Here is a 21,918-nt window from a genome sequence, read left to right as displayed (position 1 = left end):
GTTTCGGATTTGAAAAAGTAGCTTCTGCTGAGCATGTCTGATCTTATGTTAAAGACAGCTTATAAAGCTTCTATGCGAACTCCTATAATAGGAGTTCTTTTTTACAATTTGTTAATCCTTAAAAGGTTGATTATATAATCGATTAATTATATACTCATATCAAATCAAATTTTTTGGGGTGAGGATATGAAGCAGGTCGTCCGAATTTATTTCATTTGCCAGCATAATCGCTGCAGAAGTCAGATGTCAGAAGCGTTTGCCAAGCATCTTGGCGGGAACAATGTAGAGGTATATAGTGCCGGATTAGAAAAAAGTGAATTGGACCCAAGAACCATTGATGTCATGAATGAAGTGGGGCTTGATATAAGTAGTCAAACCTCAAAGAAAATTGATATGAAACTCTTTGTCCGATCCAACATCATCGTGAAATTATGTGAGGAGACACGAGAAAAATGCCCTATTGTTCCTTTTGGCATTCAAAATGTCCAGTGGAATTTATCAGACCCTTCCGGCGGCGACTTAGATTCCTACCGGAGAACAAGAGATGAGATTAAAGAAAAAGTAACAGAGCTTTTGAAGTCTAGAGGTTTACTTAGTAAGGAGATTACATATGGATGATCAAATTAAGGACATGGCAGAAGCATATAAGTTGTTAGCTGATAAGACCAGGCTATCGATCATTGCTCTACTCCGCGAGCGAGAGCTCTGCGTATGCGACATTACTGACATTACCGGTATGTCTCAGCCGAACGCCAGTCAGCATCTCCGAAAATTAAAAGCTGCCGGGTTGGTCAATGAGAAAAGGAAAGGCCAATGGGTGTATTACTCACTGAATGTCATTGATAAACCTTATGTCCAATGCATTTATGAGCATTTACCTTCCATGAAAGAGCAAATCGAAGCGGTAAAAGGTTGCTGCGAAGTACAGGAGGAAGTATGACAATCATTGCTATTTTGATTTTTCTTGTAACACTTACATTTGTGATTTGGCAGCCAAGAGGACTTAATATCGGTTGGTCAGCTATGGGGGGAGCCATTCTTGCACTCCTATTTGGAGTAGTATCGCTTACCGACGTTGGAACGGTTACCAGCATTGTATGGAACGCTACACTCGCATTTGTTGCCATTATCCTTATTTCCTTGATTCTTGATGAAATTGGTTTTTTTGAATGGGCAGCTCTACATATGGCTCGTCTTGCACGCGGAAACGGGACATTAATGTTTGTATTTATCATTCTACTCGGAGCAGGTGTTGCAGCCCTTTTTGCCAACGATGGTGCCGCTCTAATTATCACTCCAATTGTTCTTGCAATGGTAAGGGCCTTAAAGTTTGATGACAAAATGATATTGCCTTTCATTATGGCCAGTGGTTTCATCGCGGATACATCATCTTTGCCCTTGGTAGTAAGTAACTTAGTTAACATTGTATCCGCCGATTATTTTGGTATCGGTTTTGCAGAATATGCAAGCCGTATGATTGTTCCAAATTTCTTCTCCATTCTCGCGAGCCTTATTGTTTTGTATCTGTATTTCGGCAAAAGTATCCCTAAAGATTATAACCTTAAGGAATTAAAGAAACCGAATGAAGCCATTAAAGATATGAGATTGTTCAAATTATCTTGGGTCATTTTGGGTCTCTTGCTTGTAGCGTACTTTGTTAGTGAATTTTTCTCCATTCCCGTATCCATTGTTGCAGGTATCGCTGCCATTGCGTTTCTTATTGCAGCCAGAAACAGCCCAGCTATTCATACAGCAAAACTCGTGAAAAATGCACCATGGGCAGTTGTTGTTTTCTCCATCGGTATGTATGTCGTGGTTTATGGACTGCGTAACGTGGGACTTACAGATGTATTAGGCAATGTGATTCAAGCTGTTTCAGACAAAGGGCTCTTCGCGGCTACGCTTGGAACGGGTTTTATTGCCGCGATCTTATCGTCGATTATGAATAACATGCCGACAGTGATGATCGATGCACTTGCCATCAAAGGAACACAAACACAGGGAGTGATTCGGGAGGCACTGATCTATGCAAATGTGATCGGTTCCGATCTAGGTCCGAAGATTACACCGATCGGATCGCTTGCCACCCTGCTTTGGCTGCATGTTCTATCTCGAAAAGACGTGAAAATCAGCTGGGGGTATTACTTTAAAATTGGTATCCTGTTAACTGTACCCACACTATTCATCACCTTATCGGGGCTTTATCTGTGGCTTTATTTTATAAGCACTTTTGGTGCAAATGTTTGGTTGCCAATCGTCGTGGTCTGTATCTTGTTTGTCGCGATCACCATACTTGTTAAAAACGTAATAAGCCTGAAGCAAACTAAAAGAGCTCAGTAACATAACTTGAAGGAGATCGATAACCATGGAGAAGAAACCGCTCGTATATTTTTTGTGCACAGGAAACTCTTGCAGAAGCCAAATAGCTGACGGATTTTTAAATGCACTTGGCAGTGATAAATATGAAGTGAAAAGTGCCGGGCTTGAAGCACATGGACTAAATCCGCGTGCGGTTCAAGTCATGAGCGAAGCTGGTGTGGATATTAGCTCAAATTCTTCGAATGTGATTGATCCGGAAATTTTAAATCGTGCTGATTATGTGATTACGCTTTGTGGGCACGCAGATGAACATTGTCCAGTGATCTCCAACAAGAACGTAACCAAATGGCACTGGGGATTTGATGATCCAGCCAAAGCAACGGGAACGGAAGAAGAAATTATTGCTCAATTCCGCAGTGTTCGGGACTCGATTAAAAATCGCATTGCACAATTCGTAAAAGAAGGTAAATAAGGAGGCAAAGCTGATGATTAAGAGAATGCATGTAGCTTTAAACAGTACCGATCTTACTAATTCCTTAGATTTTTAACATGCTTTTTTTGGAACAGAGCCAACCAAAATCAAAGACAACTATGTAAAGTTTGAACTGGAAGAACCAGCCCTACATTTTTCGTTAAATGTTCGACCCTTTGAAAAAAAAGGTGTCCTTAATCACTTGGGCTTTCAGGTGAATAACACCGAAGAAGTTTTGGCGATGGGAGAGCGGCTGCGTGAAAGCGGATTGCTGCTCATCGATGAGATGAACACGACCTGCTGCTATGCAGTGCAGGATAAAGTTTGGGTCTACGATCCAGACGGTAATGCATGGGAGATATTTTACACAAAGGAAGATTCGGAATTTGATTCAGCAGGTGAGCAAAATGACCTTTCGCTGTGCTGTGCTCCTCCAAGCCAACCAGTAAAAGTCGAGTTTGGTTCCTTTTCTAAAGGTGGAAGAAAATGATCGAAGAGAAGCAATATCACGCTCTTCATGAAGACAAGATTTTTATGGGTGGAGCAGACGACGTCGAAGATATGGTGAAAAACGAAGGCGTGGAGGTGGTCGTTGATCTACGCGGTGAAGCAACAGGCTGTGCTTATCCGGAAGCAAATGTGGAGTGGATCCAAATTCCACTTGGAGATAATGCAACTGATGGCCAAGAAGTATTATTTAAACGGGCAATCGATGAGGTCGTAAAAGCCTATAATAACGGTAAAAAGGTTGCATTTCACTGCGGCGGAGGCAAAGGACGCACTGGAACGGTTGCCGCTGGCACACTAATTGAACTCGGCATTGCCAAAACAATCGACGAAACCGAAGTAAAGGCGAAAAGCATTCGCAGCATTATTAAGATTAAACCAGATCAGAGAGAATCGCTTGAAAAGATCTTTGGAGAATAACAAGGGTGACTTTATGATTATTTAAAGGCGTTTGAAACGCCATAAATTACATAATGCGATCATATTTACAACGTGGTAAGGTTTAATTGGAGTGATCTAAATTGATAAACAAGCCGATTAAACCAATGCTTTTACAAAAAAGCGATACTGTTCCTCAAGGGGATTATATTCACCAAATGAAATTTGACGGACATAGAGCTCTTTTGCATTATCAAAATGGCTGTGTACGTATTTTCACGCGTCATGGCAATGAATGTACGAGTCAATATCCAGAAATGCAAAACTTAAAATTAAATGCCGATGAATGTATCTTGGATGGCGAAATGATTGTACTTGATGAAAACGGTAAACCATGTTTTGACTCGGTTATGGAGCGATTTCTTACCAAGAATCCCGAGAAAAGATTTCAACGCGTACATTCTCTGCCGGCTCATTTTGTAGCCTTTGATAACCTTCTTCTTAACGGAAAAAATGTTATGTATACACCTCTTGAAGCAAGGCTGGGATTACTAAATGAAGTTGTAACTTCTGGTAACATAATTTCAGTTTGTCCAACATTTGAGGATGGAAATATGTTGTACGATAACGTCGTGCAGCAGTCATTAGAAGGTATCGTAAGTAAAAGGAAATCAAGTCGTTATCAGCTTGACTACAGAAGTGAATCATGGGTTAAGATCAAAAATTATCAATACGAAACCGTACAAATTAGTGGAATCAGGAAAAAGGACTTCGGATGGTCTCTTGTAAAAGATGGGAGGTATGTAGGAATTACAGAATTTGTTCCGTCTGCGGAAAGACAAGCCTTCCATAGTATATATAAGCAGCTTGTAGTTAAAGAAGATTCCAACTGGATTCATTTGGTTCCTCAAATATCATGCAAGGTTAAATTTCAATGTTATACGAAGAAGGGATATTTGCGATCTCCATCTGTGATGGGGTTTGTTTTGTAAACATAAAATTTCATGCCCAATTACCGAGTAATTTTTAGAAAAGCTACCCAATTACCGAGACGTTAATTGCAGCCTAATATTTATTGATAACATAAAATCAAATAATCCCTTACAGCTTGTACATCTAGGGGTTTTTCGTATCGGGAAATAGGTAGGTATCCCATGGGATACCTACCTATTTCCCGATACTTTTTTTGATTTTCCTACCTAAATACCGAGATGTGTACACAAAAAAATAAACCGCTATATTAATCGGTTAATTTCTAAAATTAGATTAAATTAGATCGAAAGTTATAATGTAAGTTATGATTTTTATCAATTGTTATTGATTGGACAAATTCCAATAGAAATTCCCTGATATTTTTTAAGTTACTTTCGTCCATTTTTTTGATATCTACAAGCCGAGCAAGGGATACTTGTTCACTATCTTCAATTGTCCGTAAATACTTTAGACGCTTACTTATGGTATTAATTTGCTCGTAAAGAGAATCAATTCTTACAGATGTATCATTTATTGAATTTTTAATAATCCTTATCATTGATTCTTGATTTTCGGATAACGATGTGAATGTATTGCTACCTTCCTCAGTTTCTCTAAAGATTCCTTCGGAAGTTTTATTTAATTTTATAACTTGATTCTCCAATTTGATAACATTAAGTTCAAGATGATACTTCTCTGTTTCCAATTTTGAGCATTCATGTTGAATATTATTTTTTAGTGCTTTTACAAGTTGATCCGAATTGATTTTACTCAGTTCTTGGTTTATTTTCTGTATAACTATCGGATGTATTCTTTCTGCATCGACCATATTATTACAGATGTCACAAAAATATATTCTTTTCCCATATGGTTTTCCTTTTTTGGAGTAGCTTTGCTTATTTAATGTCTTTAGTTTGTTTTGGTTACAGTCAGCAAAAGCACAAACTATAATCCCATTCAAAAATAAACTGGTTTTATAGTGTTTAGGGGTAATTTCTTTCATAACTTTTTTTCGATAAATTTCCCAACAATATTCCCATTCTTCAATAGTTATTATTGGTTGAATTATAATACTTTTCCCCATTATCCATTTATCTCGATCCATTTCAACTCGTGAGTGTTCGTTTGTTCTATATATGCTAATATATCCAGCGTAAAAAGGACTTGTTATAACAGCTTTTACATGTGATTTTGTCCAATTCTTGCCTTTACGTGTACCTGGAGGTAAATTTTTCGCTATAGAAGAGAATCCTTCGTGTTGAGTGTATTCTTTAAATATCCTTTCTACTAAATAGGCATCCTCTGTTTGCTTAAGATTTCCAGTGTCGCTCTCATACATATAACCGAATGGAGCTTTACCCCCAACCCAATCACCACTTCTTGCCAACGATTGAATAGCATTTTTAGTATTTTTCCGAATTTTTTGAAGTTCATATTTAGATATCCCATCCTGAACAAAATGAATCATTAAATCACCTGTATCATATACACTTTCATCGATGGTGATATAAATAGGAACTTTCTGTAGTGACATACTGGTTCTAATTATTTGCCCGTGAAGAGGATCACGGGTTAATCGGTCACGATGATACGTAACTACAAAATCGAATAAGCCTTGATCTGCATCCTCAATTAATGCGAGCATCCCTTTTCGTTTAGACAAATCGTCACCGGATTTGGCCGGATCAATATACTTATCAAATTCAATATGACAGTTATATTTTAAAGCAAATTGTTTAGCTGAATCTTCTTGCGATTTCATCTCTTGATGGTCTGTTGAATGCCTGCCATAGAAGACCCCACGCTTACCAGTTAAATCAGGTATTTTCAAAAGACATAGCCTCCGCAATAGAATATTTAAAAGGGTGTTTGAATGTTATATCCAAATTTGAGTCAGAAATTGCTATCTCAGCAATAATTCCTGGAATGATTTCATTTTTAAGTTTGTTCTGGTCCCTATTTATATTTAATAAATCGGGTAATTCAGAGTTCTGTATAAATTGTTCAGCTTTTTTAGGAAGTTGTTTTAAACGAAAAATCTTCTTTTCTAGGTATTCATGTCCTTTTCTACTTGTTTCTAACTTTTTATCTAACTGTAGCAGTAAATCACTTAACTCCTGATTATCTTGTTGTTCAATCCACATTAGAGTTTTTTCGTTAAGTGTTTGACTTAGATTTTCAATTTGGGTTTTTAATAATATTAGTACGTGAGCTAATTTCCTTGTTTCTTCAACAATGTCTTTTTTGAATATCTCAAGTGTGTATTGATGAGATAAATTTTTTAAATAATTAGTGGTTTCTAGAAAGATCATCATTTCAAGACGAGTTTTTTCAAATTTAAGGTGGGGATGAGCTTTGCATTTATAATAGCCCTTAATATCATCATTGTATTTGTTTCGAATATTTGTCATGTGTTCACCACATTCTCCGCATTTAACATCAAACAAAAAAACCAAGTCATCTTGTGATTCCTTTGTTTTCTTTGTTTTCTTTGGTCTACTTTCTAACTTTAATTGTGCTTCTTCCCATAACTTGTCACTAACCATTCTTAAATGCTGTGCTTTGTCGGAAACAATAGTTTGTCCCCCCGAGACATAAACGCGAATTCCTTTATACAGTGCATTTTTTAAGATGCTTTTAAGATCTGAGTCGTGCCAGAGCTGTTTTTTTGTTTTCTGCGAGTAGTTGTTAACATGTCTTACAAAATCACTAAACTTATTGAAGTCCTTATACACAAAATCCTCAAATATTTGTACAATTACCTTTTCTTCTTCTTCAAGTTTAATTTGATCCCCGGCTTTGGATGGATTTACTTTATAGCCAAACGATTGAGGACCCGCCGCTTTTAGGCCATCGCGTGCCATACTTTCTCTGGACTCAACTAACTTCTTAACGATGCGTTTGCCTTCTTCTTGGTTATAACCTGCAAGAATTGTTTCAATTAACTCACCTTCATCGGTGTACAGCATTGGCACTTCATTACCAGAAGTAAAGATTACATTGACATTTTGTGCCTTGAGCTTCCTATAGATTGTAAGATGTTCATTTAAATTTCGAGCTAATCTATCCCTTCTATAGACCAATAAATTTGCAACTTTGCCCCGATCAATCCAATCCATGAGAAGAGTTAGTTCTTCTCTTTCCTCAGCTTTTTTTTTCATTGCAGAAGTTTCGCTATCAATAAACTCATGGTCAATCACTAATCGATGGTTTTTAGCTGCTACATCCGCGTGGTCAAGTTGCATTTTAATGGAGAGTTTCTGCTTTTCAGTTGTAATCGAATTACGGTAATATCCAACGGTATGCAACTAGATCCCGCCTTTCAATAATCATCAGTTAAACATATGCTCGTATCCAACTCATTTATTAATTGTTCTTTAATGGACTCAACGTATATCTCAAACCATTTCTTAGCCGCCTCCGGGTCATGTACAAAACTTACAGAAGCAATTTTAAGTTCTTGTTGTTTATTCTTATTGGTCATTTAGAGTTCATCCCCTTCTTATTTAAAAACAGTTTGATATCTTATAATATAATCAAATAACTATCTGATTATACATTAATGTGTTTAAAGGTTTCAGTGAGAATGAACAAGGTGTAAGGTTAAGCAAAAATTTATCTAGAGAAAAGAATCACTGGTTTTAAAATATTCGAAGCATAAAAGTTTGGAGAACTGCATAGTGTTTTAGAAGTTAACCTAAAAATGTGGTTAACCAGAAGATGACCACAAGTTAACCTGGATTCTAAGTTAACCCCACTGGAGGTTTTTATGGAAAAGGAAAAAGATAAGACGGAAAAAGATAAGACGTATGGTGTTAAAGTAAATCCAGAATTATTTGCTAGGGTAGAACAAATTTATGCTGACTCCGGTTATGACACACAAAAAGACTGGTTTGAAAGTGTTATCAACTCTTATGAAATTCGGCAAAACAGAAATGGCGGTAAAAACACATGGTTTAGCGGGGATCTAACTGCCATTGAACGTCAAATGCTGCGTACTCTCTCTCTAGTGCATGAACTGATCAATAAAGCATCGGATGAAATGGTTGTTATCAGTCGGGAATTCCAACAGGAGAAAGATGAAAATGAGTGTCTAGTCCAGAATATGAAGAATGAGCTGGAAGCAGTACAAGGAATGTTACTAAAAACGGATGATGAAAAGAAGCTTGAAGAAAATCAGATTCAGGTATTGAAGAAGGAAATTAATAACTTGAATGAAAAAAGCCTGGGCTGGCAGCTAGCTCTAGACGAAAAAGATAAGGAAATTCGTAGGCTAACAGTCGAACTTGAAAATGGACGGCAACAAATTGATCCAGCGAAGGTTAGAAACCTAGAGGAGCAAGTTCGATCCTTACAATCAGACTTGGATAAGAGCCAACTCATTCAACAAGGCTCTGAAAAACTTCTTGCTTCTGAACAAGAGAAAATTCAAGTATTGAAGCAGCTGCTCATTGAAAAATCGGAAAAATTTCAAAAAGTTCCAAAAAAGCCTCGCAACAAAACAGAAGAAAAAATCGAAGAACAAATCGAAATCCCTGTCGTTTGATTACGGGTTCCCGTTTTAAGGTGCAAAAGACACAAGAATTGAAACAAATGGCGACCAAACTGGTCGCCATCGTCTTTATTGAAAATAGTTTGAGTAATCTGACTGATGTCAATGCAACTTTTAAGTATTTAGATTGGCACAGTCATTCTTATTTTATGCTTCCTGAACTTCTAAAATCCCGTAGTAAACTTTCAGATGTTTCACCGGAATTCGCACAGGATACTCTTTCGGTTTTAGAGCGGCTTTCAGAAGGAGACCCAGAAAGTGTAAGAGTGGTCTTTTGGTTTGACAATTAATCTGTAGTTTTCGAATCCGCCAAAATACAATAGCAAATACATTTGCATGTTAACGATTATTCAATATGTCATTGTCCATTGTAACCGTCATTTTACTAAATGGGGGTGAAATCATGTTTTTCAGTAAAACCAAAATGTTGTCTTATTTCGTTATCATTCTAGGAATAGTGCTTATTATTTATGGGCTTTGGCAGTATTATGGTGTTCAGACTTTTTACTCGGAATTCTCTGAAACTGCGAGTGCTGTGAAAAAAATCATTTTTCCTGTTATTGGAGTAAGTTTAATATTAATTGGATATTTATTTTCAAGATTCGTTCGTGATGTGCAAGAAGAGATACATCTGCTTCGTACTGAAATAAGTTATGAGTTAAAAAAGTTGAAAAACTCCAAAAAAATCCCCTAATAAAGAGAGCCTCGTGCCACTAAGCCACCGCAGAAGATATTCTGGAGATATAGACATGTCGAAATCCAATTCGATTTCTAATTTAAGATGAAAGACTAAAAAAGCAGCTTAAATTTTAAGAAACAGACAACAAATCAAATGGAAACTTTTTACTAATACCTCCGTCTAAGGAGTATAACATATTAGACGGAGGTCCTTTCGAATGAAACGACTGATTATTGTTATAGCTTTATTGCTACTCGCTGCTTGTGAATCCAAATCCTTTAATCTTACTCCGACTCCGCTTACTTCAAATCAAACCAATGAGCATATTGTGGAGTCTTCCCTTCTACCAACATCACCAGAATCAACTTCCGCGGCTACCCCCACACAGTCATTTACCGATCTGTCAGCCACCCTTATACTAAATAAGAACGGATTTAAATTGGAGTCGGAAACCAAGGACGGAAATTTTTTTGTTATGCAAACATTACAAATTCCCAACAGCCCAAGGGTCGTCCATATCATGCGAAAGATCGATATCAATGAACTCAATCAACGTCATTACCGAGAAAGTGTTGTTATCATTCATCCAGATACCCAAGAGATGCACGTTTATTCTATGACGAATTCACCTATTACTGATGAATACTCGGTGGATTCTGTAGCCAGAGTTTACGGTTTTATTGATGATCAACGAATGGTTTACGTAGCCGTACACGGGGATAATAAAACGAACAAAACAACCTACTCTATCGATACCCTGAATGTTGATACCGGAAAAACAGAAACTTTGTTTGTGAACCAACCTAACGATATATCACAGGATTTTTTTACACGGGGATGGCTAAATGAACAACGCGATACCTTAGTGCTGTCTAGCTATAAAGGCGGACAGATGTGGATCTTCGATTTAAAACATAAAACAAGCCGTTTAATGAAAGGCAGCTACCCAAATACTTGGCCTCAATACAGTGTGCACCCTGCTCCTGATGGAAATTCCTTTTGGTTTGAAGATAAGCTATATGATTTGCAAGAAAAGGTCATTGCTACGATCGATATGGGCAAGGGCTTTAGGATGTATCCAGCTGTTCAATGGCGTAAAGATAGTCAATACATGGTCTATCACTTTACCTTTAATAAAGATTTAAAGAATGTTCTTGGCGGGGAAGACGGTATGATTATTGCTCCACAGGGGATAAAGTTCATGAACTCCGTGGGTAAAATAGTACAGAAAATCGAAATGGATAAAACCTCATCTTGGAGAGTTGAACTGGCTGGCTGGGTAAAGGGTAAGGATTATGCTGTGCTTCAATACTATCAACTGCATATAAAAGCCGAGGGAAATACACCCACAAAAACCGATATAAATTATAAGTTAATTAACTTGAAAACAGGTGAACTTATACACTTACAGCAAGCCGATCAAATGGAACAAATTGTTCAACCTGATTGGTTAGAGTCTTCTCAGTCATCACTAATTACTGTCGACCTATTCAACAATCGCTTTTGGGGTTTCAACGAGTCCGTAATTCAGCTAAATAACACAGCATCGGATAAACCAATGTGGGTACACTTTGACTATGGTACCTTTGTAGCTACCTTATATCAATATGTTGATAAAACCCATCAAATGAACAAACACCTTTTGGAGAAAACACAGAATATAGCATTCATATTATCTAGTAAATGGATCGTTGACAGTGAAATGAATTATACGCGAATTTCCGATTCAGCTAACGGAGAATGATAGCGGCGAATAGCTGGTGCATCGGTAGCCGTTTTTTTGTTCCTCCGTCAAAACGTATGCTAAACGTGCAATGTGTGATGCCGATAAACTCGACGTAGTTATACCCCCGGCTGCAGCACGTAAGTAACCGTTCCGCCTTCAGATCCCCAACGTTGACCCACGGACCCGAATGATATTGATACCGTCACGCGTCCTTTAGTTGAAGACAAATTGCGTTATGCCGCAGCCGGATCAACGATCCTAATATAAGCTAAGAGACGTTCGCAGTTTGTTCTGTAACTTTTTCCATTTGTGTGCGTATCACAGTGGTAAAGAATTGTTTCGAGGGGGACATAATATGGAATTTATAAGCGTTCTTCTTGTTCTTCTGGGATGGATGATGTTATTCAAGCCGTCAATAATATGGTCCATTACAGAGAATTGGAAGTCTAATGATGCGACAGAGCCATCGGACTTGTATGTAAAGTCAACACGCTTTGGTGGGATTATAGTTACACTTGCCGGTTTAAGCGGTGTATTGATTTTTTGGTTTTTATAAAAGAATAACTTATCACGTCGTTGAGCTAACGGGCAGATTAGTAGAAAAGAAATTGGCAAGATCATTTCACTCTGTTACATTAGGAAAAACAATGCTTAAAATTAGACCGTATCACAAGAATTGAAAATCCGAACTTCATCAAAAAAGGAGAGTAAACAATGCAAGGATTTATTTTAGCTTTGGTAAGCTCTTTTATTGGCAGTTTCCTAATATTACGATTGTTCAGTCCCTGGGCAAAGACTTATTGGAAAAAGGATTTAATAATTGCTATTGTTCAAGCAACTGTGTTCACAATCATTCTGGTCACCTTATCTCATAGCACTAACACAAACAATTTTTCGGAAATAATCAGTGCTTTAGGAAGAAATACTACTGAATTAAACAGAGAGCCAGGTATCATTCGTTCTGGTACGGCAAGTGATCAAAATCAAAAATTAATTAAGGTCGGTATTGGTATTGATCGTACTAAAATAACGGACTACCGACTAAAACAAGTGGTTGAATCGTATCTAAGCAATTCCGCGGCATTAACCAATGAACGTGATTGGAAGAAATTACTGTTGCCATACACGTTGAAGATAGAAGAAATCGGCGATAGCAATAACGGTAGAATACTAGCCGAAAAGCAGTCTGGAGGGATAGAACTTACATGGAAAGAATGAAGTTAATCAGTTTTGAATAAACGGAAATTGTGAGAGGCCCAGGGAAGTGATTTTATTTATTAGGTGATCGTTTTTTAATAGCTGGATCAATCTTCTTTTTATCTGGAACTTTCCATTTGGAACGGTATATATGGCAATCGCAAATTATGTTCCACATATGGTGGGAATGGAGTGATCCTCCAGGGAAATTTTCATTAGTTTTGGATACAACAATGATGAGAAAACCCTATAAAATTAACTTTTTGTTTATGTTAATCTGTTTAATGCTGTTTGCGACTTCAATGAGTTATCGAATATGAAACCAGAAACTGTAAAAACGGACACATCTACTGGTTAATTTGCAATTGAACATTGAACTAACGAGGAACGATAGCGGCGAATAGCGGTTACTATCGGCAGCCGTTTTTTTTGTCCGTGAAAACGTATACTAAACGTATGATGACGATAACTCGGCGTGTGCTACCGCGGCTGCGGCATGTGAGCAACCGTTAGCGAACGTTTCCTTCCGTAAACTGACGCTGATTACAGTAAGTAACGCGGCGGCGAACGTCATCCCCACGAAACCCGCTGCTGGACGTTGGAAGCATTAACGGCAGCTACTTCTGGAAACGTACGTGTCAGTTTGTCGTCGGTAAATAGCGGTAATATGCAAATACGCCTTTGGGATGACCCCTTTGGGCGTTCTTATTTAGAAGTAACTTACCCGTAATCCTAATCAATCCAAACGAAAGACGATTTCATTCCCTTGGGTCGGTTTATCCTTCAAAGGTTACTTACTGAAGCGGAACATCGATGATCCATGGGCCTTTTACGACCTCTGTTTTTACTCCCTTATAGATCACTGACCAATCAGAAATAATGATATGAAGCTTGGTAGCATCCTTCGTTACCGGATTAAACTTAGCAAGCCCTTGAATAACTCCGTTTTTTTGTCCACTTTGCTCAACGCCTTTATTAGGTTCAGGTGCAATTTCACTATTTCCGGCCGCTCTGGCTAATGACATCTGAAATCCCATGGGTGCTTCTAAATCAGTGAGGAAATCAAAGTATACCTTTGTTTCATGCTCATTCATCTCGATGCGTTTAAGCACAAAAGTAAGTTCACCTTTTTCTGTTGGAAGCTGAGTTTTTACTTCATGCTCGATTGTTTTTATTTGAACAGCATCAGGCGGATATTTAACAAAGAAGCGTTTTCCGCCTCCGCTCACTGTTGAATGGTCAAAAACAATATCACCGAACTCGACTTGATACAAACCAGGCTTACCGCTTTGCGTCCAGGTAGTCGTTGAGCGTATTGTTTCTCCAGGTTGTATAGTTTTGTCACTCAAATTAGGTATTAAAATATGATCATATTTATTTGTGGGCTCCGTAGCGGAGCCAACCAAAATATTTGGAGTGTTGGATATATGAAGGGATTCACTCCAAACGTTCTTTATATTAATAACGAAGCTGACGGTCTCGCCTTGTTTATATTCCTCACGCTCTGATGTGATTGTCCATTCTAAATAACGCGGAGCTGGACCTTCCTTTATAATCGCTGGACCTTCCTTTTTAATCGATAAGTTATTACTTTGGTCCTGACTCAATGCAGGTTTATCGCCACAACCTACTGACAGGACTATAAGCAATATCCAGACGATGGATAACCATAATTTTCTCATATTAACCCCCCGCTTCTTACAACCATAGACGTTATTGGTTTGCCGAAGTTGCATGTCATATTGACTCTGGTAACATTAATGCTTGTTTTAGCGGCGGCGAACGTTATCCCCACGGAACCATGAGATATAGTGCAATCGTAGCTCACATATAACAGCCCACTTTCAGATCTCCTAACGTTGACCCCACGCACCCGAACGATTTTGGTACAGGGCTGGTTGCAAACGTTATGCCCCGCAACCGGATCAACGATCCTAACACAAGCTAACGTGCCCAAGTCCGTGGTCGCGTGAATTGAACGTTTCGCCGCCAGTTATATGCGAGGATCATACTGATGCTGCTTACAGTGATCTACTAACGGTCAGGTCAATTAACGGATACGACGACCACATAGTTCAAGTCGTCTCTCGGCTTTCAGTCGTGCCTTTATGAAGTCGATTTTGGGAAATACTTGAGCACTATCGTTTTCCTTGGACTTTTGAATATAATACTAGTCCCCATTTCCCTGAGAAAACTAGGTCATTATTCGTTCTGGGATCTCCATTACTAAATACCACTACTGTATGATCGGGACCATCATCCCCATCTCCAATTGTAAACTTTCCTTTATCACATTTTACATAACTTAATTTCATCCCGGGTTCGAAGGCGGTGTCGGGACCTTGAGTTTGATAACTTTCTCCATTCCAATTCAAAACTTTAGGTGGTTGTTCACATGAAGCCGATTCTCCAACAGCAGTTTCTGATACGTCTTTTTCCCTGCCAGTCCACAACCATGTATTGAGTTCAGGAGAACGCAGACGGAGTGTTTTATTTGGATCCAAGATTTGAACATACACGATATCATTACTGCCTGGGGATAATCTGTACTCAGATCCGTTTGTAAGTTTGATTGTTAAAAAATTAGGTGGAATTGACTGAGTTGGTACTTGATTATCAAATCCTTCCGACTTGGCTTGACCCATCCAACTTGTGATTTTTTCGATAATGACTTTATCTTTTGCATTGCTTGGTAAGAGTGGTGCGGGGTTATTCTCTTTGAACATTACAATTTCGTATTGGAGAGATTGGATGTCGCTTACTTTTACAACGGGCAACTCTGAAGCATAAGTGTAACCCGCAAGTTCCTTATCCGACAATCCAAGCGTTTCCCCTAACTTTAACCAAAAGGCATGTCCCTTTACATCGCTTGACGACCTTACAACTTTGCCGTTTGAAAATTTAATTCCTTGGCACCCACTTGCTCTTGCATCTACTTCAAGCACCTTTTTTTCTCCTTTTTGGAAAGATAGGTGATAAACGATGCCCGTATCGTTAGGACAATTAACGCCACCTTCAGGAAACATTTGACGAATAGAAAGCAAATCATTGTAGAGGTCTTTAACAACCGACGCATCACTTAAAATTACAGGCTCTGCGATTGTTGTAATAGGTCGATCTCGACTAATTAGCACAGTGTCAGGTTGAACAGATGAATTATGCCAATTTATGATTGCGAATCCAATAATTATAAGCCCTATCGTGATAATACCCGCAATCTTAATCCTTTTCATTATCGACCCATCCTTATTCTGCATTGTGCCTTCTTAAACGTAAAGATTAGTCAATTTGTTGCAAGTTTACTTATAGTACTTTATTCTGCTGCCCGTCACTACAATGCGAGGCATATAGCGGCAATGACGTGCAATCGTTTCTAACTTATTCATGCCCGCGTTCAGATCCCCTAACGTTGACCCATGTCACCGAACGATTTGGTAGCGTCACACCCGTCTTGTTGGACGATATAATGCGTTATGCCGCAGCCGGATCAACGATCCTAACACAAGCTAACGTGCCCAAGTCCGTGGTCGCGTGAATTGGACGTTTCGCCGCCGTTTATATGCGAGGATCTGATGCGAAATATTCTGCTTTTAAGCCGTGGTGCAAGTTCAATTTGATTTTGTAATTAAGCTAACATGCAGGTTAATTAAAGAAAATATGATAAAGTATATATAGCTAAATTTCACTTTGGGACGTGATTAAAACGGATAAAAGCTTATTAGACATATATTTTGACTGGGAAGACAAATTAGATAATGACGAGTGGTATTTTAGTAATTCTTTTGAATCAATTACTAAGGACATGTCCTCTGAAGAAGCGTTTAACTACATTCCAAATGTCATTGAGATGTTATTTAAGTTAGATGATGACTTTTTGATTTGGGAAACCCTTTATTTCTTGATTGAACTTTATAATATTGCTAATACCACTCAAATACATCCATTCCTCGAAAGAAATTGGTCTTTGTTAAAAATACACATTAAGAAATATGATGACTCCTATGCTACTCCATTTAAGGAACTTAAAAGACACCTCAGAATTACAGAATCAACCGCCGATTCAACTAAACGGGTACGATAGCGGCGAATAGCGGTTACAACGGCAGCCGTTTTTTTTGTCCGTGAAAACGTATGCTAAATGTGTGATGACGATAACTCGGCGTATGCTACCGCGGCTGCAGCATGTGTTAGCAACCGTTAGCGAAGAATTGGTCGGTTCGCCGCCAGTTGTTGAATTTGTCATTAATTTAACAGGGCAGGAATAGTGGGAGCTTGTCGTAAGGCGGATAAAATCACATTTTCTCCTGCACATTGGAAAAGGTAATAGTATCTCAATTATCTTGTTATACGATGTATATAGTGTTACAATATATAAATAAGTTGGAGGTGATTAGCTTGGACAAAGAACTAATGAAGGGCAGTATTGATATTCTTTTACTATCAGAAGTTGGTACAACAGACAAATATGGGTATGAAATTGTACAATCACTCAAACATAAAAGTAAAGACACTTACCAAATGAGCGAAGGGACCCTTTATCCTGCCCTTAAAAGACTCGAACGGAAAGGGTTTGTCAGTTCTTACTGGGGAGATTCGGACGGTGGAGGAAGAAGGAAATATTACAGTATCACGGAACAAGGGCGAGCACAACTTGCAAATCAAATCAATGAATGGCAACAGGTTAACTTACTTATCCAAATATGTACGGGAGGCGTATAATGGAGCGAATTGATATCTATCTTAACGATCTTTTGCGTAAAATGAAGTTAAACGAAGCGGAAAGGTTGGAATTGTTGGATGAAATACGCGATCATCTTACGCTATCTACAAAAGCATATATGGAAAAAGGCTGTGATGTGGATGATGCAGCAAAAAACGCGATTCGTGATTTCGGGAATAGTGGGGTTATAAGTAAGGAACTGCAGCGTTCTATGCATCCCTTAGGATTTACTTTGCGTATTTTATTTTGGATTGCACTGATAATATACAGCTTGTATTTATGCAAAGTGAATTTTATTGGAACTTTAATTATTATGCCACATGGCGTTCTTACGACGTCAAAGGCTTTTTATCATTTTAGAGGACTTGATCTGATACCAATGAATAAAACCCTGAATTATATCGTAAATCGTGATCACTATAACTTTAACATTTGGTTCGAAAATACGTTTGGGAATGTGCTACTTTTCATACCATTAGGATTTTTGCTTCCAGCGTTATTTCGGAAATTCCAGGGTTGGAAAGCTGTCATTATCGCGGCAATGGTTATTACTATATTTATAGAGGCAGCCAAATATCTCTCAGGCATCGGTATTGCATCGACTGACAATGTTATGTTGCGAACTTTAGGAGCTATGATAGGATGGGTAGTTTTTTTATTGGGGAGAAATGCAGTTGAATTTACTGAAAAAAAATTAAGTTACTTTCATTTTACATCCCGCAAAGAATAAAAGTGACGTTAGACCATTCTCTTCAGCAGAGAGTGGGTTATATTTTGATGCAAATGTTACGTCAGCGACCGTCATCCCCACGAAACCTCGACCCCATTAACTGACGTGCTTTAACGTGATAAAGGATTGCTGTACGTGGACTTTACGTTGTTGACGACGAGTAGCAGCGGCTGCGGATATGACATCGGCGAGAAACAGTCACGGAACCGTTTCATAAACGCGGTCAACCTGTAGATTTAGGAATAACACCCGTAGGTCGTCGGGTTATGGTAGAATTAATGGACGTAATCATCACTGGAGAGCGATTTCAGGCTAAAAAAATGAAAAATGTCGTAGCCGCTGATTGGCTTGTAATAACACCGGATCGAACTGGACAAATTGATATACGTTATACAGTAGAAACACACGATGGTGCCTTAATCTATGTTCATTATCATGGTCGTCGTGATTTCACCCTAGTGAATGAGGGAATCGATGCTCCTGTTTATATCGCTCCCTACTTTGAAACGAGTGATGAACGGTATGCTTGGCTAAATAAAATTCAAGCAATCGGCAAGGGAACCGTAGTAGGAAAAAATAGGATCTATGAATTGTTTGAAGTCCTATAAAGGTTGTATGCATTTCATACAATCATGCATTTGCTAACGGAACACGATAGCTCCATAACAAAGATCAAGCAGGCTGCCGGTGATAAACTCGGTGGCCTGCTGTGCTAACGGGCAGTATAGTGGAATAGTGTGATAAAATAAATGTGTAAAAAAAAGGAGGTCTTTCTATGACAATTGGTTCCCAGAAAGATATTGATGGTCTTACGGAAATCGGTAAAATCGTTGCGTTGACAATAAGTGAAATGAAGCGTCACACACGTGTCGGAATGACGACTAAGGAATTGGATAATATCGGAGAAATATTTTTAAATAGCCGTGGGGCAGTGTCTGCTCCAAAAACAACCAAAAACTTTCCTGGCAACACGTGTATCAGCATTAACCGTGAAATTGCTCACGGAATACCGGGAAATCGAAAAATTCAGCCGGGCGACCTTATAAACATCGATGTTTCCGCTGAACGTGGAGGCTATTTTGCGGATGCGGGACACTCTTTTCAAATGCCTCCATACAATTCATCTTTAACGCGTCTCTGCAACTATACTCACAATACAATGATGAAGGTTATTTCTTCACTCAAACATGGAGTAAAACTGAACGAAATCGGCAGGATAATTCAAACCGAAGCTGAAAAAGGAGGATATAAAGTTATAAATAATTTGTGCAGTCACGGTATTGGGAAATCCTTACATGAGAATCCAACAGATATTCTTCCTGTTTATAACAAGCACGATAAACGTGTATTGAAAGAGGGGATGGTTATTACTATTGAGCCTTTTTTGTCAACGGGTGCGGATTATGTCGTTGAGCAGTCGGATGGGTGGACTTTATGTCTACCGGACAGCAGCTTTGCGGCACAACAAGAGCACACCATAATTATTACAAAGAATCAACCCATCATCGTGACTGTGGCTTAGGAGAACGATTGCGGAGCAACTATAAGTGCTGTTGCTCTTTTTTTTATGTCTATGATTTACTACGCTAACGGAAACGATAGTTCAACAAATATGAGGTAGTCGTCACTCATTAGTCGATCCGTTGTTTTATTTATTGGGAAATGAATAATTAGTACCAAGTCATAATACCTTGTAATATAATATTGGGTGAAAGTACCATTAGTTTGGGGGAGGACTTGAATATGAAGTATTTCGAAGATAATTTGTACTTTACAAGAGAGCAATTATTAATTGAGATTTCGCATGTATCAGATGAAGTATTCAATCGGAAATTTGAAACAAATAAGTGGAGTATAGCCCAGATTTGTCATCATTTATTGAAGACGGAAACTTTGTTTACTAAAGCAATTCTTTTCGGGCTTGAACAAAACAAACGAGCTGAGACAGTTCGTAAACCGATTGAACAAGTATTAGATAGATCCAGGTTTATTAGTGCACCAAAAATTTCTGAACCAGGTAAAGGACCTTTTTACGTTCTTCAGATAATTCAACAATTAAATGATTCAAGAATAAATTTATTGGGTGTTCTAAATAAGATTGAAGACAAGTCCATTTTAGAGGAAATAGCTGTTAAGCATCCAGTGTTTGAAGACTTATCATTAGATCAATGGGTTGAATTGCTTTATCTACACGAGCAACGACATATTCAACAAATAAAAGATCAAAAGAAACTCCGCTAAACTAACGGAGAACTATAGTTTAATAAAGGATTTCTGTAATTAGGGGGGATAAAATGCTTGGTATTCTAATTTCTGTATTTGGTTTTATAATTGGTTCACTTATTTTGTTCTGGATCATCCGTAGTGCAATTAATGATTCAAATCTTAACTCCCATTTACAAGAGTTAAAGAACGAACTTGTAGAATTAAAACAAGAATTGAAATCATTAAAAAAATAGTCGGAATTTAACATGTGATCGAGAGAGGTTATGGAAGAGTGACATCGGCAGACGTTACTTCTTATGAAATAAACGTTCGCTAACGCTTTCTCACATGAGTAAACTGAACTAATGGAGAACGATAGTGGAGGAGCTTGCTTGGGGCAGCTCCTCTTTTTGGTTTATTGAAGGAGTAACGGGCAGGGCAGTTTAGCACAAATAACTAGTTATCCAGTTTTTAGTAAAAAAAGGGGTTTTCAGAAAGATTGACGAATGGTTTTAGTTATAACGTCCATTTTGAGAAGGAGTTGGCCTGAGTGTCAGAAAGAAACCCAAAGCTACTATTTGACCCGATGAAGCACCCCGAATGGATTCCACCTCAGACTGCAATATGGTATACAAATTTAGCTTTAGAAACCGGGGGGTACAAGTATCCTTGGAAGTCGGAATTTGAAGAACCAAGAGCCGAAATGATATTTGCAAATAAGATCTCCTCATATCTTAGTAATAGCTCTCGGGTACTAGATGTTGGATGTGGTCACGGTGAATTCACGACTGCATTCGCACACAAAGTAAAAGAAGTCATTGGTATTGATCTAATTGAAGGTTTTATTTCATCGGCAAAAAAAAGAAACACCAATGACTCAATTAACTTTATTGTTGTAGATGCTGATCAAAAGTTACCGTTTCCTGACGATCACTTTGATGTGGTATACACAAAAAAAGGACCCTGGTTATATCATAAAGGAATTGATGAAGGACATAGAGTTATTAAGTCTGGTGGAATTGCAATGGGACTGTATCACGGCGGGACTGATGGAGGACTTAGGAAACTCTTTCCTGGTTTGTATACTCCTTTTCGTGATGACCATGTCGAAATTATAAAAATCGAGTGTGAGCGAAAACTTTTCGAGAGTAGTTTAGAGAAGGTAGAGATACAGATTATCGAAGAAGTTGAGTACCTGTCGAGTCCAGAGGATGTATTAATCAAAAAATGTTTTGGTCAGAACGAGAAACTAAAGGAAATAGTTTGGCGTGAATGCCTAAACGACGTAGAGGAAATATTTTATAAAAACGCTACACCCAAAGGTCTAAAAGTTATAAACTATCATTCTCTAATGATTGGCAAAGCAATATAGCGTATTACAGTAAAGGGAATAGATATTCGATATTCCCATTAAGCTAACGGAGAACGATAGTTGAATGAGGCAGTTGCCTGTTTACTATG

22 protein-coding genes and 2 pseudogenes are annotated in these 21,918 nt (G+C 38.2%); 19 read left to right on the top strand and 5 right to left on the bottom strand.

The annotated features are described in order from the left end of the window. Nucleotides 1-186: 186 nt before the first annotated feature. The 7 genes and pseudogenes from BLV33_RS11650 (at nucleotide 187) to BLV33_RS11620 (ending at nucleotide 4,668) form a co-directional block, all read left to right on the top strand. Nucleotides 187-618, top strand: coding sequence for an arsenate reductase ArsC (locus BLV33_RS11650; protein ID WP_090791251.1), 432 nt, complete (start codon nucleotides 187-189; stop codon nucleotides 616-618). Next, the gene (locus tag BLV33_RS11645; protein ID WP_090791249.1) at nucleotides 611-940 is read left to right on the top strand and encodes an ArsR/SmtB family transcription factor; all 330 of its coding nucleotides are present in this window, start codon (nucleotides 611-613) and stop codon (nucleotides 938-940) included. Before BLV33_RS11650 ends, BLV33_RS11645 begins: the two co-directional genes overlap by 8 nt. Further along, complete coding sequence (locus tag BLV33_RS11640; protein ID WP_090791246.1) at nucleotides 937-2,340, top strand: arsenic transporter; 1,404 nt, start codon at nucleotides 937-939, stop codon at nucleotides 2,338-2,340. Before BLV33_RS11645 ends, BLV33_RS11640 begins: the two co-directional genes overlap by 4 nt. A 25-nt stretch (nucleotides 2,341-2,365) precedes the next feature. Beyond that, a complete protein-coding gene (arsC, locus tag BLV33_RS11635; protein ID WP_090791243.1) occupies nucleotides 2,366-2,791 on the top strand; it encodes an arsenate reductase (thioredoxin) in 426 nt (141 codons plus the stop codon). A gap of 91 nt (nucleotides 2,792-2,882) precedes the next feature. After that, nucleotides 2,883-3,281 (top strand): annotated as a pseudogene (locus BLV33_RS29980) (ArsI/CadI family heavy metal resistance metalloenzyme); the annotation flags it as partial. After that, nucleotides 3,278-3,718 (top strand): protein-tyrosine phosphatase family protein, encoded by a 441-nt coding sequence (locus BLV33_RS11625; protein WP_090791241.1) that lies wholly within the window; start codon nucleotides 3,278-3,280, stop codon nucleotides 3,716-3,718. The pseudogene BLV33_RS29980 and the gene BLV33_RS11625, both read left to right, overlap by 4 nt. A gap of 101 nt (nucleotides 3,719-3,819) precedes the next feature. Continuing rightward, a complete protein-coding gene (locus tag BLV33_RS11620; RefSeq protein WP_090791238.1) occupies nucleotides 3,820-4,668 on the top strand; it encodes an ATP-dependent DNA ligase in 849 nt (282 codons plus the stop codon). A 269-nt stretch (nucleotides 4,669-4,937) separates the two neighbouring features. Here BLV33_RS11620 and BLV33_RS11615 read toward each other — a convergent pair whose 3' ends face one another. From BLV33_RS11615 to BLV33_RS29310, 3 genes are read right to left on the bottom strand one after another with little or no spacing between them, the layout of a single operon-like run. Continuing rightward, nucleotides 4,938-6,479 (bottom strand): recombinase family protein, encoded by a 1,542-nt coding sequence (locus tag BLV33_RS11615; protein WP_090791235.1) that lies wholly within the window; start codon nucleotides 6,477-6,479, stop codon nucleotides 4,938-4,940. Then, nucleotides 6,466-7,956, bottom strand: a complete 1,491-nt coding sequence (locus tag BLV33_RS11610) for a recombinase family protein (protein WP_090791233.1) — start codon at nucleotides 7,954-7,956, stop codon at nucleotides 6,466-6,468. Before BLV33_RS11610 ends, BLV33_RS11615 begins: the two co-directional genes overlap by 14 nt. 14 nt (nucleotides 7,957-7,970) lie before the next feature. Beyond that, a complete protein-coding gene (locus tag BLV33_RS29310; RefSeq protein WP_171909120.1) occupies nucleotides 7,971-8,132 on the bottom strand; it encodes a hypothetical protein in 162 nt (53 codons plus the stop codon). A 285-nt stretch (nucleotides 8,133-8,417) separates the two neighbouring features. Between BLV33_RS29310 and BLV33_RS11605 the strand changes: the two genes are divergently transcribed. The 6 genes from BLV33_RS11605 (at nucleotide 8,418) to BLV33_RS11580 (ending at nucleotide 12,823) form a co-directional block, all read left to right on the top strand. Beyond that, the gene (locus tag BLV33_RS11605; RefSeq protein ID WP_090791230.1) at nucleotides 8,418-9,194 is read left to right on the top strand and encodes a hypothetical protein; all 777 of its coding nucleotides are present in this window, start codon (nucleotides 8,418-8,420) and stop codon (nucleotides 9,192-9,194) included. A gap of 47 nt (nucleotides 9,195-9,241) precedes the next feature. Further along, nucleotides 9,242-9,490 (top strand): hypothetical protein, encoded by a 249-nt coding sequence (locus BLV33_RS11600; protein WP_139305729.1) that lies wholly within the window; start codon nucleotides 9,242-9,244, stop codon nucleotides 9,488-9,490. A gap of 113 nt (nucleotides 9,491-9,603) precedes the next feature. Beyond that, nucleotides 9,604-9,894 (top strand): hypothetical protein, encoded by a 291-nt coding sequence (locus BLV33_RS11595; RefSeq protein WP_090791225.1) that lies wholly within the window; start codon nucleotides 9,604-9,606, stop codon nucleotides 9,892-9,894. 202 nt (nucleotides 9,895-10,096) lie between these two features. Continuing rightward, nucleotides 10,097-11,623: a hypothetical protein gene (locus BLV33_RS11590; protein ID WP_090791223.1), complete on the top strand. Its 1,527-nt coding sequence runs from the start codon at nucleotides 10,097-10,099 to the stop codon at nucleotides 11,621-11,623. A 337-nt stretch (nucleotides 11,624-11,960) separates the two neighbouring features. Then, nucleotides 11,961-12,161 carry a DUF6199 family natural product biosynthesis protein gene (locus BLV33_RS11585; protein WP_090791220.1) on the top strand — a complete coding sequence of 67 codons (201 nt, stop codon included), beginning with the start codon at nucleotides 11,961-11,963 and terminating at the stop codon, nucleotides 12,159-12,161. 158 nt (nucleotides 12,162-12,319) lie between these two features. Beyond that, entirely contained in the window at nucleotides 12,320-12,823 is a 504-nt protein-coding gene (locus tag BLV33_RS11580; protein ID WP_090791217.1) for a hypothetical protein, read from the top strand. Nucleotides 12,824-13,596: 773 nt separating this feature from the next. Here the strand turns inward: BLV33_RS11580 and BLV33_RS11575 are convergent. Both BLV33_RS11575 and BLV33_RS11570 read right to left on the bottom strand, forming a co-directional pair. Continuing rightward, complete coding sequence (locus tag BLV33_RS11575) at nucleotides 13,597-14,484, bottom strand: hypothetical protein (protein WP_090791215.1); 888 nt, start codon at nucleotides 14,482-14,484, stop codon at nucleotides 13,597-13,599. A gap of 456 nt (nucleotides 14,485-14,940) precedes the next feature. Then, nucleotides 14,941-16,035: a hypothetical protein gene (locus tag BLV33_RS11570; RefSeq protein ID WP_139305728.1), complete on the bottom strand. Its 1,095-nt coding sequence runs from the start codon at nucleotides 16,033-16,035 to the stop codon at nucleotides 14,941-14,943. 1,162 nt (nucleotides 16,036-17,197) lie between these two features. Here BLV33_RS11570 and BLV33_RS11560 point away from each other — a divergent pair. From BLV33_RS11560 to BLV33_RS11535, 6 genes and pseudogenes are all read left to right on the top strand, one after another. Beyond that, nucleotides 17,198-17,521: a PadR family transcriptional regulator gene (locus tag BLV33_RS11560; RefSeq protein ID WP_090791209.1), complete on the top strand. Its 324-nt coding sequence runs from the start codon at nucleotides 17,198-17,200 to the stop codon at nucleotides 17,519-17,521. Continuing rightward, a complete protein-coding gene (locus BLV33_RS11555) occupies nucleotides 17,521-18,252 on the top strand; it encodes a VanZ family protein (RefSeq protein ID WP_171909119.1) in 732 nt (243 codons plus the stop codon). Before BLV33_RS11560 ends, BLV33_RS11555 begins: the two co-directional genes overlap by 1 nt. 236 nt (nucleotides 18,253-18,488) lie before the next feature. After that, nucleotides 18,489-18,860, top strand: a pseudogene (locus BLV33_RS11550) (DUF3237 domain-containing protein); the annotation flags it as partial. Between the two features lie 167 nt (nucleotides 18,861-19,027). After that, entirely contained in the window at nucleotides 19,028-19,774 is a 747-nt protein-coding gene (map, locus tag BLV33_RS11545; protein ID WP_090791201.1) for a type I methionyl aminopeptidase, read from the top strand. A 221-nt stretch (nucleotides 19,775-19,995) separates the two neighbouring features. Continuing rightward, nucleotides 19,996-20,493: a DinB family protein gene (locus BLV33_RS11540; RefSeq protein WP_253187039.1), complete on the top strand. Its 498-nt coding sequence runs from the start codon at nucleotides 19,996-19,998 to the stop codon at nucleotides 20,491-20,493. A gap of 514 nt (nucleotides 20,494-21,007) precedes the next feature. After that, nucleotides 21,008-21,829 carry a class I SAM-dependent methyltransferase gene (locus tag BLV33_RS11535; protein WP_090791197.1) on the top strand — a complete coding sequence of 274 codons (822 nt, stop codon included), beginning with the start codon at nucleotides 21,008-21,010 and terminating at the stop codon, nucleotides 21,827-21,829. The last annotated feature ends 89 nt before the right edge of the window (nucleotides 21,830-21,918 follow it).

Origin of the sequence: Paenibacillus sp. GP183, assembly GCF_900104695.1 — a bacterium.
GTDB lineage: Bacteria > Bacillota > Bacilli > Paenibacillales > NBRC-103111 > Paenibacillus_AI.
Note: the sequence above shows the minus strand (reverse complement) of the source record. Positions and strands in the feature narration are given on the sequence as shown.